We start from the raw sequence: 14,510 nt of genomic DNA on the forward strand, positions 1-14,510 counted from the left end.
AAGGACAAGGATTGATCTTCAAGGCATTACTTTACATCTTTATACTAAAAGTCTGAGAAAGCTTTTTAGTTATCGAGAAATAATGTGTAATTTGCGACGTAATTTTACATCAATTGTAAACTGCATGATTGCAATTATCGCTCGAAAATTCAAAAACTTACAAACCAACTTAAAGCTTAAAAGAACGATCAAACTGGTATGGTCGGCTGCCAAAGGCTGGATGGTATTTTCGGTGGGTATGATCATCGTGGAAACCGCTCTTTTTCTTGGGTCGCTTTATGCGCTGAAACTATTGGTAGACGCGATTTCGAACCTAGACATTCAGGATCCAAATGCTGAATATCTAATTATAAAACATGTAATTATTGCCGGTGTATTCTCCATTTTATACTCCATTGCACGATTTGTCTCGGCATATGCAATAGAAGTACAGGCTGCCAAGGTAGCTAACTTTATCGACGACAAAATACATCAGACTGCAATTCAAATGGACCTTTCCTATTATGAGAGTCCCTCCTATTATGACATACTGAAACGAGCTAAGGATGCTGGAGCTGATCGTCCTAACCTTGTAATTACGACGCTCTTGGAGATTACTAAAAACGTACTTAATCTTTGCGCAATCGGATCGCTTTTCATTGCAATTAACTGGCTACTGCTTCCGCTTTTATTTGTATTTGCTTTGCCCACCCTTTTTGTTCGTATATATTTTTCGAATAAACAGAATGAATGGCGTATCAAGCACACCCCACTTGAACGTAAGTCAGGGTATTTGAGTAATCTCCTCACATCAGACACTTCAGCTAAAGAAATAAGAAGCTATAGCCTTGGAAACTACTTCAAGCAGCTATATCTAAGCTGCAGAATGGAGATTTTACAGGAAAAACTTAACCTGAGCTATAAGCGGACTTCAAAAGAAATAATCACCACGGGCATTGGGAGTATCGGTTTTTTCACTTGTATTGCGTACATCGCTTTAGGGACAGTAAAAGGAACTAATAGTGTCGGTGATATCGTATTGTTTTTAATGATTTTTCCTCAGTCGTTTAACTTAGTTCAGTATATATCTTCCGGAATTTCAATTCTTTATACCAACAACATTTTCATAAACTCCATTTTTGAACTTTTCGACTTAAAACGTTCGCAAGCTGATGATACGCCTACAAGAGAGATACCCTCGCGTATGAACCTGGATCTTGAAGTTAAAGGCTTGAACTTCACCTATCCTGGTAGTGAGCGTACAACTTTGAAGAACATTTCCCTCCGCATTCCATCGGGCAAAATCATCGCAGTCGTTGGACTTAATGGCGCAGGAAAATCTACCTTGATTAAGCTCCTATGTGGCTTGTATAAAGTTGACTCAGGCGAAATTTCATTAGGAAACATCAATATCAATGAATTTGACGTGTCAGCTTACCGACGACAGGTGAGCGCTGTTTTTCAGGACTTTTCCCGTTACAATTTCAGTGCTGAAGATAACATACGTTTTGGGAACATTAACAAAGAGGTTGTGTATGATGAAATCGTAACAGCATCAAAAAACGCGGGTGCAAGCACATTTGTTGAAAAGCTTCCAAACCAGTACAAAACGATGATGGGAAAGTTATTTGAAGAGGGGCATGAGGTAAGTATTGGACAATGGCAAAAGTTAGCTATTGCGAGAGCACTTTATAGTGAAGCTCGTTTTCTTATTTTAGATGAAGCCACAAGTGCATTGGATGCCTTGGCAGAAAAAGAGCTTTTCGATTCCTTCAGAAAACACATTGGAAACAGAGCTGCCATAATTATCAGTCACCGCCATTCTGCAGTGAAGCACGCAGATTACATATATGTCCTGTCTGGTGGCCAGATACTACAGGAAGGGACTGACAGCGAGTTGTTGAACATGGAAGGTGACTATGCAAGACTCTTCAAAGAAAATGTAGAAGCTTAATGAAGGTAAAAGGTAAAAGATTAGCTATTGTAACATGCTGCCAGGATGATTGGGGTGGAAGTGAAGAACTTTGGTCCAGGAGCCTTACTTACCTGAACAAATCGGATATTGAGGATATAACGTTGTTTAAGAATAAGGTGAACTTGAATCATCCAGAGTTTAAGAAGCTGCAGCATGAAAACATTACTTTCCAGGAGTTAAATCCAAATTTGAAGGGTCTCGGACGCGTGTTATCCAAATCACGTTTTCTTGCCAGACGCTTTGGAGCTCGACTTGGACTCATGGAATACTACTGGGACAAAACTGCACTACGTCTTTATAAGCTTCTAAAAACCAACCGACCTCATCTTGTTGTAATTTCACAGGGTATCAATTTTGACGGACTGGTATATGCGTATCAATGTTTAAAGCTGAACATTCCATATATAATTGTAGCACACAAAGCAGTGAGCTTCTACTGGCCTAATCATGAAGAAAGGCCTTATATGAAGAGAACACTTCTTGAGGCTAAACAGTGTTTTTTCGTATCCAAACATAATCAGAATTTGACAGAGGAACAGTTTGGAATGCGGCTAAAGAACGGTAGCATCATATTAAATCCGGTAAAAACTCAACCTAAACCACTACCCTATCCACATACGGTCGATGGTCTTAAACTTGCATGTGTGGGCAGGCTTTTTGTTATTGATAAGGGTCAGGATATCTTGCTTAGGATACTGGCACAGGATAAATGGAGAGAACGGAATATTTCAGTGACGTTTTTTGGAAGTGGGCCAGACAAAGAAGGACTGAAGGAAATGGCAGCATTGCTAAATGTTAACAGAGTTATCTTTTCTGAGTTTACCAGCGATATACATGAGATCTGGTCTACTCATCATGCCTTAATCCTGCCGTCGAGGAGTGAAGGTCTTCCGTTAACGGTGATCGAAGCCATGTCACTTGGAAGAGTTGTTATTGCTACTAATGCAGGAGGAACGAATGAGATTGTGGAAAATGGGGTGACTGGGTTTATCGGCGATGCTTCAGAGAAAGACTTTGATGAAGCTATGGAAGCTGCTTGGCACAATAGAGGTAATTGGGAGTCGATGGGCAGAGCCGCTGCTTCTCACATTGACAGCACCATACCCCAGCATCCAGAGACAGAATTTGCACACTTTATAATGAACACTTTAAATGAACGGTAAGCCATTAGTTTCTGTAATTATTCCGACGTATAATAGAGGCGATAAACTGTCTGTTGCGATTGACAGTGTGTACAATCAGTATTATGATAATATTGAGCTGATTGTTGTAGATGACGGCTCTAGTGACAATACCGCTGAAGTTCTAGAAAGGTATCCTGATGCGGTGTTTATCAGACAACAACATGGAGGGCAAGCAGCTGCCAGAAACAATGGACTGCAGAATTCAACCGGAACAATTATCGCTTCTTTGGATTCAGATGACTACTGGCATCCAGATTTCTTAACGAGATGTGTTGAGAAGTTGGAAAACGACAAGTTGGATTTTGTATTTGCTAATTGGTCACAACAGGCCAAGGTTGGGAACGATTGGGACTTTTTAAATGGAGATCCTTTTCTGATACCTTATTTCGAGAAAGTTGTAGATTCCTGGGTTGTACTTGAATATTCAGAACTGCGCAAAGTTTATATGGAGGCTTGTCCCTCACCATCTTCATCTGTAGTGATTAGAAAATCGAGCATTGTGTCTGGTTGGGACAACAGAATCAACATCGCCGATGATTGGTGTATGTATCTGGAAGTGATCCTTTCAAAGGAATGCAGGGCCGCTTTTACGCTTGATAAATTATGGAAAAAACGCATCGATGAGATCAACATTTATGATGGACGTAAACGAAATGAGGTTTTAAGACATCTTTACATCTCCGATACCCTGACCATGATGGACAAGTTCAAGAAATTGCTAACCCGGTCTGAAATGTATATCTTCAAACGGAGATATATGGCGAGTCTGGTAGAACTCGCTAAACATGAACTGATCAGAGAGTATAATATCAAAGAGTGTTTGAAGCTATTGAAAGATTCATTTACTGTAAATGTACCTTTTACCCTAAAAATGATTCCCGACGTGTTTATGCGGGGGTTAAAAGGCAAATATGATGCACTTTCCAGTAGAGCGTAGAACGCAGTCCTCGATATGAATTTACTCAAATTCACGCGGTATGTTGAATGGTGGGAATACAAGCTTCCTCCGCTTCTTTCTGTAGCCTATGCTACTGTAATCTACTATAACTATCCACTGCAAAGCGCGATAACGCAGATTTTACTGTTACTGATTGCGGTCATTGTGGGAGCAGTTTATGTGAGTGTTGTAAATGATGTAACAGACATTAAGGATGACTTGGCCGCTGGTAAAAGAAATAGCATGGCAAAGGTTCCAACTCCTATTCGAGTTGTTCTTTTAGCCGCTATACTTGCAGGAAGCTTATTTTTCAGCTGGTTGCTCTATCCTGATATAAAAAGTATATTTTTCTATAATATGGCTTACCTGGCATTCAGCCTGTATTCCATCAGACCTTTCCGTTTTAAGGAGCGTGGCTTATTAGGGGTGGCATGTGATGCAATGGGTGCTCATCTTTTTCCGGCACTGCTGATGACAGCTAGTTTGATCTATTTTATGGAGGTTGAAGGCCAGCTGTTGTGGTATTTGGCAATTGCGTTCTGGTCGTTCATTTATGGAATCCGTGGGATATTGTGGCACCAGTTTCATGATCGGGATAATGATCTGAAGTCTGGAACAAAGACGTTTGCAACCGCTACGGATCCAGCGGGCTTTAAACCCGTTGAGCTTGTGCTGTTCATCATTGAACTTGTCGCTTTTTTAACTTTCATTAGTTTCGTTATGGATGGAACAATTCTATGGAGTGTATTCATCTACGTGGGTTTAGCAGCATTGCGCCTGCTGATTTTTAAACGTAAACTCCGCATTATCCTGACCAAAGCGTCTGAGGGATATCAGCTGGTGCTTAATGAATTTTATATTGTGTATCTTCCGATAGCCTTGTTAATTCAAATTTGTTTAACGGAACCTTTCGCGTGGCTTATTCTTTGCGCTCATATTCTGATCTTCCCAATGAACATATTCAGTGCTGTTAGGGATTGTTTTATAGGTTTAAAATGCATTATTGTAAATAGATTCTAAATGCAAATTGCACATTTAATAGTAGCTCATAAAAACCCAGAGCAGTTGCTAAGGCTATTAAAACGACTGCAACATCCGAACTTTGACTTGTTCGTACATATAGATAAAAAAATTCCAATTGAGCAGTTTAGTCACATCATGCGTGATGCCAAATTCTTATTTATAAAAAACAGAACAGCTTGTAACTGGGGAGGAAACAGTGTTCTTATGAGCATCATCAAATCAGTTCGTGAAATTGTTGATTCAGGTAAAAAATATGATTTTATCAATGTAATTAGTGGCCAGGATTACCCTTTGATGTCGACTGAAAAAATGTTAGCTTTTTTTCAGTCGAATCTAGGAACAAGCTTTATTTCATATGATCACGCTTCCGATTCCCAATGGTGGCAACTTGCACGGAATCGATATGAAAAATATCACTTTACTGACCTGAACGTTCCTGGGAAGTATTTACTTCAGAACATAGTGAACACTCTATTACCAAAAAGAAAATTTCCATTTTTTAAAACACTATATGGTGGAAGTAAATCAACTTGGTGGACAATCACAGGCGATTGTGCCTTGTATCTAGTGTCAACTCTGGAGGAAAATAGGAAGCTTAACAGTTTTCTAAAGTATGCATGGTGCACTGACGAATTTGTTGTAGCTACCATTATCATGAATTCTCCATTCAGACACAAAACAGAAAACAATAATCTTAGGTATATAGATTGGTCCGAACAAAAGGCAAGCCCAAAAACGCTTACCTTTGAAGATCTAGCTGCAATGAAAGCTTCTAATATGGTATTTGCTAGAAAGTTTGACATTAAGGTTGATGTACGTATACTAGATATGATAGATCTAGGGTTGTAATAACCCAACGGGTAGCGATCTAGTTTGACACCAGAAAATCTTCTAAGATGTACTTTCTTACATCCTCTTCATTTTTAGCATGTAAAATTTTGGCTTTTGAAAGTTTCGGATACAGCGAATTATAACAATTAAAGTGGTGTTCAGGTCCTTGCTTTGATAAGATCAAATTAATACCTCCAAAATAGCTGGCAAGTACTGAGGTTCCACCATGTATTGACACAAAGTGGCTTGCATTTGCATAAACCATTAATTGAAGATGGTTGAAATTATTGGCGTTTCCTCTATTCTCTTCGTAAAGTTCTTGCAGAAATAGTACTTCCGGATGGGTGTCTTTGAACCATTCGAATTCATTGAGGTCATAAGTCTCGCTGTTATCTTCAGTGATATTTTCCGGCCGGGGACGATTATAGACTATCGTGAATTGATCCTTGAGATTACTGACAATAAAATCCAAGGTCGGTATATCAAAGTAACTAATTGGAGGTCCATTCCATTCCATGTTGTACCTATTGGCAATAATCAACAATGGTTTTGGGTAAACATAGATGTCGTTTTGATATTGTTTTTTCAACGGAACTGCAAGCCATTTGCTCATGTCATAATCATGACTATACAAGACACGTGGGACCTCAAAATTATAGTTCCCTTCATTAGTTCTGTTTTCAAATACTTCAGCATGATTCTCCGAAAAGTAATAGAATTCCTTCGTAAACTTAGAAGATTTTGTACTCAGCAGTGTACCATTTTTGTGATGCCAATAAGCAAAAGGCAATACAAACTGTAACTCCGGCCCAAACTCGCCATGAAAACTTATTTCTTTGTATTTCTTCTTGAATATGTAGTCTTTAAGAAAATACTTTGCCTGAGCAAATCTAGAATTATATGTGTCTCTGTAAAAATATCTTAGTTCAGGAGGAACTTTCGGATGTTTGATTCGTGTATATAAACTGAACAGTTTATTGGTAAGTATTGAGGGCATGTATTTGCTATGAAATTTTGAGAAAGATAACAAAAATTCCCAATACAATGCACATACATGTTAATTAGCACTCACATCGAAGTCTTTGTACTTGTTAGCTGACAAGGATAATAAAAAATATATTATCTTAGAAGCGTCAAGCCTTTCTCAACTACTGACGCCCACTGATACAATGCTCTTAAAAAACAAAGTAATTATATTCCTAGGAAATGCTCGTTTTGATGGAAACATACAATCGACATCGTTTTTTATTGCTAAAAACCTAGCAAAACACAACAAGGTGTTTTTTATTGATTATCCATTTACCCTTAAGGATTACCTTAAAACATCATTTAACACAAAGGAGCTTAAATTAAGAAAGCGAAAGTTTTCCTATTTTTCAGATGGAAGACTTAAAACCGACACCGATAATTTAGAAATCATTGTCACGCCGCCGGTACTCCCAATTAACTTCATCCCGGAAGGGATAGTCTTTCGCAGATTGCTAAACATTAATCAATTTATTGTAGCACAAAGGCTGAAAAAAATCATTTCAAAAGAGAAAATCACAGAATTCATTTATGTTAATGCCTTCAATTTCCACTATCCAGGCATAGCTGAGAGAATAAAACCAACCTTGAGTGTCTATCAATGCGTGGATCCTATGATTGTTCCATACGATATGAAGCACGGCATCTATTCGGAAAATCAACTTGTAAGAAAAAGCGACTTGGTGATTTGTACCAGCAAAGCCCTTTACCTCGAAAAGACAAGTCAAAACCGTAATACATACTTCGTTCCAAATGGAACCAACTTGAACCCGAAAAGCACATTGAGTACATCAAGTATCTTGCACGAAAAATTGAGAGACGTACCGGGTCCATTGATAGGATATTTAGGAACAATCGAGCGCAGAATTAACTATGAGCTTATCATGGATGTAATTTCGCTTAATCCTGATAAATCCTTTGTATTCGCGGGCCCCATTTCGGAAGGGTTCGTGCCAGATGCACTTTATCAATTGCAAAACGTGCACTTTCTAGGGTCAATTCCTCATCAAGAAGTGCAACAAATTATAGACAATTTTGATGTGGCGATCATACCTTTCAAAAAAGATCAGGTGAGCAAAACGATCTTTCCGATAAAGCTATTTGAATATTTAAGCGCGGGCAAAGCCGTAGTGGCAACAGACTTCAACGAAGATCTAAGGGACTATACAGATGATTATGTGGCATATTGTGAAACGCCGATTAACTTCAGTGCTGCATTGAACGACGCTTTGCAGAACGACAGTGAAGACAAAAGAGAACAGCGCAGGCAACTTGCCAAAAAGAATACATGGGAGGTAAGAGCCGCCCAGTTTGCAGAAATTCTTAACTCCCACTTGAACGCTAAAGTTCAGTAGTATTCTAAGATAACTTTCTTGCTGATTTCTCCCAGGCTGCACTTTGGGCATTTTGAAAGTACCGAACAATGCCTGCAATCACTGCATAGTTCATCATGCAAAAATAGAACGGAATAAATAAGGCCTTGATTCTAATATTTCGTCGTTCAAAGTATAATCCGAGTACGCTTAATAAATAAAATGCGAATTGTGCAAAGAGTAGCAAAATAAAAAGCGAGTCGTTATTTTTAAACACGATTATCACATTAATTATAAAAATAACTGGGAGTAAGATAGGTGTAAGCGTCCATCTTAGTACTCTATGACTTAAGTATTGGAAGGTTAATGCAGGATAAATAAATGGGTTAGCAGCCTTCTTTAGGCGCAATATCGACTGAATTCCACCAGCGGCTATTCTTATCTTACGCTTTAATTCTTCCTTTACGTTTGCAGAGGCAGTTTCAATGGCAAATGCATTCGGTTCATATGCAATTATGTACCCCTTTTCCGCAATACGCATGGCGATCATATGATCATCAATAATTGTGTCAGCCTCAACTGGCTCATAAAGCTCTGTCCTAATACTAAATAGTTCTCCAGCAGCCCCAACATTAGAATACAACTCATAATCAAGTTTTTTCAGAAAGGATTCGTATTTCCAATAGAACCCCTCACCTGCCGAGCTAGCATCTGCTGCTTCCTCTACGATTATACGTTTTTCACCGGCAACGGCACCTACACTTGCATTCTGATAATGCTTAACCAACTCTTTAACGGCGCATGAGTTTAGAAATGTATTGGCATCAGTAAATAATAGAATTTCGCCAGTAATATAGGGGATTGTTCTTTTAATTGCAGCCATTTTGCCGGCGCGTTGATCTTGATGGAGAAGAAGTACATCCTGATATTTCCTGACCTTTGAAGCGGTCGAATCAGTGGACCCGTCTGTAACTACAATGATTTGAACTTTATCTTTGGGATAGTCTAATCCGAGTGTATTAACGATCTTGTCTTCTATCAAATATTCTTCATTATAAGCCGCAATCAATATAGAAACGCTCGGGTCTGTGTAGTTTTCAACCAAAGCAACGCGACGCTTGAACAGACGTTTTAACCGCACAAGTATGTATAACAATAGGCCGTAACCGATGTATGTGTATACAATTATTAAAAGTCCAATCCAGAATGCAATGATCATATTTATTTTATTTTAAAGCCAAGAACTCCACTATCTTTTTTATTTTGGAAATTCCAAAACACACCTGCAAGAACTTGTTTGGCGAGGTCAATGCGTCCCCGGAGTAAGTAAGAGGTAATATTTATGGCTGAAACAAAGGGTACATAATATAGGCTAAACAAAATGGTTGTTAGCAAATCAGTATTTCTCCTGATAAACAACATTCGATTACGTGTCATAAAGTATGTTTTGATTGGACTCTCCTTCCCTACGCTTATTGATTCCTTATGGAATACGACTGCTTTGCCAGTGAACCAAATCTTTTTCCCTGCTTTCTTAAACTTCTCACACCAATCTAGTTCCTCGTAATATAGAAAATACGACTCTTCCATCAAACCCACGCTAGATAAATCATCCCTACGACACATCATTGCTGCTCCATGGCAATAGGCTGTTTCTCTACTTTCCTTGTCGTATTGACCTACATTTTCTACCATGTTTCCAATACCTTCATTACGGCAGGTTAAGTAGTTCATTGGTGTAAAGCCTGCATATTGAATTATTTTGGGATCATCGAAATACGCGATTAACGGAGAGACTATTCCAATTTCAATATTCGAGTCAAGCTCAGAGGTAAGGACATCTAACAAATCTGGCGTTATTTCAGTATCATTATTCAAGAATAATAAAAACGTACCACTAGCAATTTTAACACCGAGATTGTTACCCCCGGCAAATCCCAAGTTAATCGGGGAGCTTACATATTTTAATTGGGGGTAAATGGATTTGAAAAGTTGACTATGATCTTCATCACAGCCATTGTCGACTAAGATAACTTCTGTCTCATTCTGGTTAGTATTAGCCACGACGGACTTTAGAAATTCAACTGTTACTAAAGGCTGATTATAGTTGACAGTTATAATAGATGTCTTGATCATATTTGACTTACAAATTTCCACGTTTTAATTCTAGGTATGCATATGCACAAGCGCGGGCTGTCAATGCCATATAAGTCAACGATGGACTTTGACATCCAGAAGATGTCATGCAACTGCCATCCGTAATAAATACGTTTTTGACATCGTGAATCTGATTATATTTGTTTAAAACAGAGGTCTTCGGATCTAACCCCATCCGCGCAGTACCCATTTCATGGACAGTAGATCCTCCAGGTTTGTCATAAATGAAGGTTTGCACCTCTTTAAAGCCTGCTTGATCAAGCATCTCACCTGATGTTTCCCTAATATCATTCATCATTTTTTCTTCATTATCTTTGAAGGAGAAGTCAATTCGTAACTGAGGAATCCCCCATTTGTCTTTTTTTACAAGGTCTAGAGTCACTTTATTTTCGTGATATGGTAAGCACTCACCCCAGCCCCCCATCCAAACACTCCAAGGTCCAGGGACCGTAATCTGATTTTTAAAGTCTCTTCCAAAACCCTGAGTCTTGCGAGACATATCGGCCCATTCCATCCGCTCACCCCGACCCTGTATATTGTACCCCCTAATAAACCCATGATCTTCATCAGCACTCAAATTCCGATATCTTGGAATCAAAAATCCACAAGGACGGCGCCCTTTATAGTATCGATCATTAAATTCGTGGTGTATACCCTGGGCGCCCGCGGACGAATGATGATCCATTAAATTATGTCCTACCTCGCCACTGTTGTTTCCAAAACCGTCGGGAAACAAATCTGATTTAGAGTTCAATAAGATTCCCGCGGTTGCGATCGTTGAGGCGTTTACGAAAATGATTCGGGAGCTGAAATCAATGACTTCATTTGTTTCAGAATCTATAATTCTTACGCCTTTAGCTTTTCCTGTGTCTTGATTGAGAAGAATTTCAGTTACAATGGAAAATGGCCTAAGTGTTAAATTGCCGGTGGCAACAGCTGTAGGTATTGTTGAACTATTACTACTGAAATAGCCACCGTATGGGCATCCTCTTGAACAAAGATTTCGATTCAAACACGGCCCGCGATTTTGCCAGCCTCGAGTTAAGTTGGCTATTCTTGCAATTGTCAATAATCGGGTTTCATCGTTTCGCTTAATACTATCTCCCAAATGCTGCTCGATACAGTTAAGTTCCATAGGAGTCAGGAATTCCCCGTCAGGCAAATGTTTCAGATTTTCCTTACGCCCACTTACACCTACAAAAGACTCTACATAATCATACCATGTTGATAAGTCCTTGTATCGTATTGGCCAGTCAACCCCCACTCCCTCTCTTGCATTCGCTTCGAAATCTAAATCGCTTAATCGATAACACTGTCGGCCCCATGTTAACGACCTTCCACCAATCTGGTATCCCCTGAACCAATGAAATGGCTGTTCTTGAATGTACGGGTGCTCCAAATCGCTCACATAAAAATGCTTGTCTGCGGGGCTGTATCCATTACTTTGTATAGGGTCAGCGAGTCGATCCTCTAACGTATTATTTAAACCATTTTTGAAGTCCCAGGGATTCATGGTAGCAGTCGGGTAATTATCGATGTGCTTGACATCTCTCCCTCTTTCAAGAAGTAAAGTCTTGAGACCTTTTTTACATAGTTCCATTGCAGCCCATCCACCGCTTATTCCTGATCCTACAACTATAGCATCGTATGAGTGCTGTTTTTTTGCTTGGTTATTGATGTACATGTTATTTCGTAGCCCAAGATTTTTGATTGGAAGATAATGGTATGCAGGCCTTGTAAATTCCAGGTGTGGGGTCATAAGCAAGACCTTTTGTAGCTCCCAGGTGAGATATACAATATCCTTGAACGGTAAGCTCACGAAGTTTATAAAAGAATGACTTTCCAATAAACTTATTTTTAATCTTCAGTAGAAGATCTGAAGACTCAATCAAGCTGTATGAAAAATGCTTTACAATTTCCTGCTTTGAAGGGGGATCACATTCTAAAAACGTCTTACCAAAATTGCTCCTAGCAAACTCTTCCACTTCTTCAAGTCCGGATAAAAAACTTTTTTGATCTTGTTGGTTATGACATTTATTCATTACAGAAATGATATAGTTCGCCACTCCCGCTTCTTTGGCTCCTGGAGTATCGGTTTCCGGAATAATGACTTCAGATAGCTCTGATATTAAAGAGCTTTTTATCTGCCAGTCATGTAATGTTATATATGCGTGAGGTTCTGATACTTTTAACAAGTTAAAGACTGAATAGGAACCAATGCCTAGGCCGGTAAGTGCCAAAATTGATTTTAAATAGTTCCTTCTGTCCATTGAGTGCGATTTCCCCAAAGATAGTCATGTACCTTCAAGTTTTAAATTAAATATGCATAACTTCCGCTATTTTTGTAAAACTTTTAATTATCGTTGAAATTCCTTGACTCAAAAGATTTTCGTAGATTATCGGTGTTTAACTACTATCTTTAAATTAGCTACTAAAAACTATGGTACCCGTCTCCAAAATCCTTCTAACGCTTAGTATATTTCTTTTTATTTCCTGTGCATCATGTAAGAAAAGTCCAATCTCAGTTGAGACACAACCGAAGCCTGGGTACGAACAGCCCGAAGATGTCAAGCAGCAAGTCAAGGACAGTATTCCTGCAGACGCTAAATTGATCAATATTGGAGTTGGATACGGAAATCTAATGATTGATGGCAATACTTTAAATATCACAGGGAATGCGAAGATTTTGATAATGGAAGGGGCATATCAAACCGTTACATTGAAGAATTTGATTGCGCAGGATGGTTATAGAATTTACGTAAAAGGCTCTGGCGTAGTTAGCGTAACGGAATCAATGTACACAGATAATCTTAAAAATGTGACTATCTCTGGTGAGATTAACGATGACATAAAGCACGGATTTAAATTTCAAGATATTAAATATCGCGCTATTTTAATGAATGGAAGTCTTACTGGCGTTACCCTCAAAAACTTGCAGTTTAAGAACGTAAGTAATTATGTTATAGCTGGTGAACGGAGCAATGGACAAGACTTCCGCTATCTAGGCACGCCAGAAACAAGGACCCAAAAATTCAAGATCCTAAATTGTATATTTGAGAATGCTGGGACAATATCATTCGGAGGTAGCTTTGATAAGAATAAGGGTGAAGATACCGGCTTTTTTCAGGATGTTGAAATTGCATACAATACATTTCAAAACACAGATGCTGGCAGTGTGTGTTCGTTTACTAATGTGCAAAATTACAACATACACCATAACGTGGTAAATAATGTAAATTTCACAAATAATAATCATAATGGTATTTTCTTTATGGAAGGGAGCGGCAGTTTCCACGACAACAAGCTAACTAATTATCAAGGAAATGCAATTCGAATGTGGCTTTACTCTAGAGGAAACGTTCCCGAAACGAACATGATTTACAACAATATTTGCTATAATACCAGAAAGTATGGTGCATTTGAACTTCAAGCTTTTGAGCGACAGATCGCTCCCGGAAAAACCACATTCGTTAACGCCAAGGTCTTTAACAATACCGTTGGCAGAATGAACACTTCAAAAGATTGGGACGGTCAAATTTTAGATCTTTATAACACTGGTGGGAGTCTAGAATTTTACAATAACCTAGGCTTTGAACTTGTAAGTAACACAGCACAGCCTTCTAATATGATTCACAACATAAGCGGGGTAAAACCTTTAGTGGACAAAAATAATCTTTATTACAAAACCTTAAATGATGCCGTTTACGATAACGTTAACTTTAAATCCAAGGTTCCGGGGATTGGAGCGTTATAAGGTTTGGTTATAATATTTGCCCCAAACTGAGCGGGTACGCTGTGTACGACGGATTTCTTAATGCTTCCAAAGTCGAACTTTTCAATTGCGAGCTTTTCAAATTTACATAATCTACAGTGGCAGGATGAATCTTATAAAGTTCACCTGCTGCTACACGCCGCCAGCAGAGCACGTCAATCCATTAGCTCCCCTTATTAATTTATGTCTCCTAGTGTAGTTGTATCTGCATCTATTCTTCAGCCAATACCTGCACCTACATTATCTTTAAACAAGTAACGATCTGAAACTTTCTTACAAACGGCATAATTAAGCCGTTCTCTAACTTTCTGCA

Annotated in this window: 12 protein-coding genes; 7 read left to right on the forward strand and 5 right to left on the reverse strand. The window is 38.8% G+C overall.

Annotated features, from left to right (window positions below; translation table 11 throughout):
• Window positions 1–124: 124 nt before the first annotated feature.
• The 5 genes from ACTHQF_RS16780 to ACTHQF_RS16800 are packed head-to-tail and all read left to right on the forward strand — an operon-like array spanning window position 125 to window position 5,947.
• Complete coding sequence (locus ACTHQF_RS16780) at window positions 125–1,933, forward strand: ABC transporter ATP-binding protein (RefSeq protein WP_440432042.1); 1,809 nt, start codon at window positions 125–127, stop codon at window positions 1,931–1,933.
• The gene (locus ACTHQF_RS16785) at window positions 1,933–3,117 is read left to right on the forward strand and encodes a glycosyltransferase family 4 protein (RefSeq protein WP_440432044.1); all 1,185 of its coding nucleotides are present in this window, start codon (window positions 1,933–1,935) and stop codon (window positions 3,115–3,117) included. The genes ACTHQF_RS16780 and ACTHQF_RS16785 overlap by 1 nt, the downstream gene beginning before the upstream one ends.
• Window positions 3,107–4,075: a glycosyltransferase family 2 protein gene (locus ACTHQF_RS16790; protein WP_440432045.1), complete on the forward strand. Its 969-nt coding sequence runs from the start codon at window positions 3,107–3,109 to the stop codon at window positions 4,073–4,075. Before ACTHQF_RS16785 ends, ACTHQF_RS16790 begins: the two co-directional genes overlap by 11 nt.
• Window positions 4,076–4,090: 15 nt before the next feature.
• Window positions 4,091–5,095, forward strand: coding sequence for a UbiA family prenyltransferase (locus ACTHQF_RS16795; RefSeq protein ID WP_440432047.1), 1,005 nt, complete (start codon window positions 4,091–4,093; stop codon window positions 5,093–5,095).
• Window positions 5,096–5,947 carry a beta-1,6-N-acetylglucosaminyltransferase gene (locus ACTHQF_RS16800; protein ID WP_440432049.1) on the forward strand — a complete coding sequence of 284 codons (852 nt, stop codon included), beginning with the start codon at window positions 5,096–5,098 and terminating at the stop codon, window positions 5,945–5,947.
• Window positions 5,948–5,966: 19 nt separating this feature from the next.
• On the opposite strand, the gene ACTHQF_RS16805 is transcribed toward ACTHQF_RS16800, so the two are convergent.
• Window positions 5,967–6,926, reverse strand: a complete 960-nt coding sequence (locus tag ACTHQF_RS16805) for a hypothetical protein (protein ID WP_440432051.1) — start codon at window positions 6,924–6,926, stop codon at window positions 5,967–5,969.
• A gap of 91 nt (window positions 6,927–7,017) precedes the next feature.
• Here ACTHQF_RS16805 and ACTHQF_RS16810 point away from each other — a divergent pair, with 91 nt between their 5' ends.
• Window positions 7,018–8,310 carry a glycosyltransferase gene (locus ACTHQF_RS16810; protein WP_440432053.1) on the forward strand — a complete coding sequence of 431 codons (1,293 nt, stop codon included), beginning with the start codon at window positions 7,018–7,020 and terminating at the stop codon, window positions 8,308–8,310.
• 4 nt (window positions 8,311–8,314) lie between these two features.
• On the opposite strand, the gene ACTHQF_RS16815 is transcribed toward ACTHQF_RS16810, so the two are convergent.
• The 4 genes from ACTHQF_RS16815 to ACTHQF_RS16830 are packed head-to-tail and all read right to left on the reverse strand — an operon-like array spanning window position 8,315 to window position 12,695.
• Window positions 8,315–9,487 (reverse strand): glycosyltransferase family 2 protein, encoded by a 1,173-nt coding sequence (locus tag ACTHQF_RS16815; protein WP_440432055.1) that lies wholly within the window; start codon window positions 9,485–9,487, stop codon window positions 8,315–8,317.
• A gap of 2 nt (window positions 9,488–9,489) precedes the next feature.
• Window positions 9,490–10,404, reverse strand: a complete 915-nt coding sequence (locus tag ACTHQF_RS16820; RefSeq protein ID WP_440432057.1) for a glycosyltransferase family 2 protein — start codon at window positions 10,402–10,404, stop codon at window positions 9,490–9,492.
• Between the two features lie 7 nt (window positions 10,405–10,411).
• Window positions 10,412–12,109, reverse strand: a complete 1,698-nt coding sequence (locus tag ACTHQF_RS16825; RefSeq protein WP_440432059.1) for a GMC oxidoreductase — start codon at window positions 12,107–12,109, stop codon at window positions 10,412–10,414.
• Window position 12,110: 1 nt separating this feature from the next.
• Window positions 12,111–12,695, reverse strand: a complete 585-nt coding sequence (locus tag ACTHQF_RS16830) for a gluconate 2-dehydrogenase subunit 3 family protein (RefSeq protein WP_440432061.1) — start codon at window positions 12,693–12,695, stop codon at window positions 12,111–12,113.
• Window positions 12,696–12,865: 170 nt separating this feature from the next.
• Between ACTHQF_RS16830 and ACTHQF_RS16835 the strand changes: the two genes are divergently transcribed.
• Complete coding sequence (locus ACTHQF_RS16835) at window positions 12,866–14,179, forward strand: hypothetical protein (RefSeq protein WP_440432062.1); 1,314 nt, start codon at window positions 12,866–12,868, stop codon at window positions 14,177–14,179.
• Window positions 14,180–14,510: the final 331 nt, after the last annotated feature.

Origin of the sequence: Pedobacter sp. SAFR-022 (genome assembly GCF_051965375.1) — a bacterium.
GTDB lineage: Bacteria > Bacteroidota > Bacteroidia > Sphingobacteriales > Sphingobacteriaceae > Pedobacter.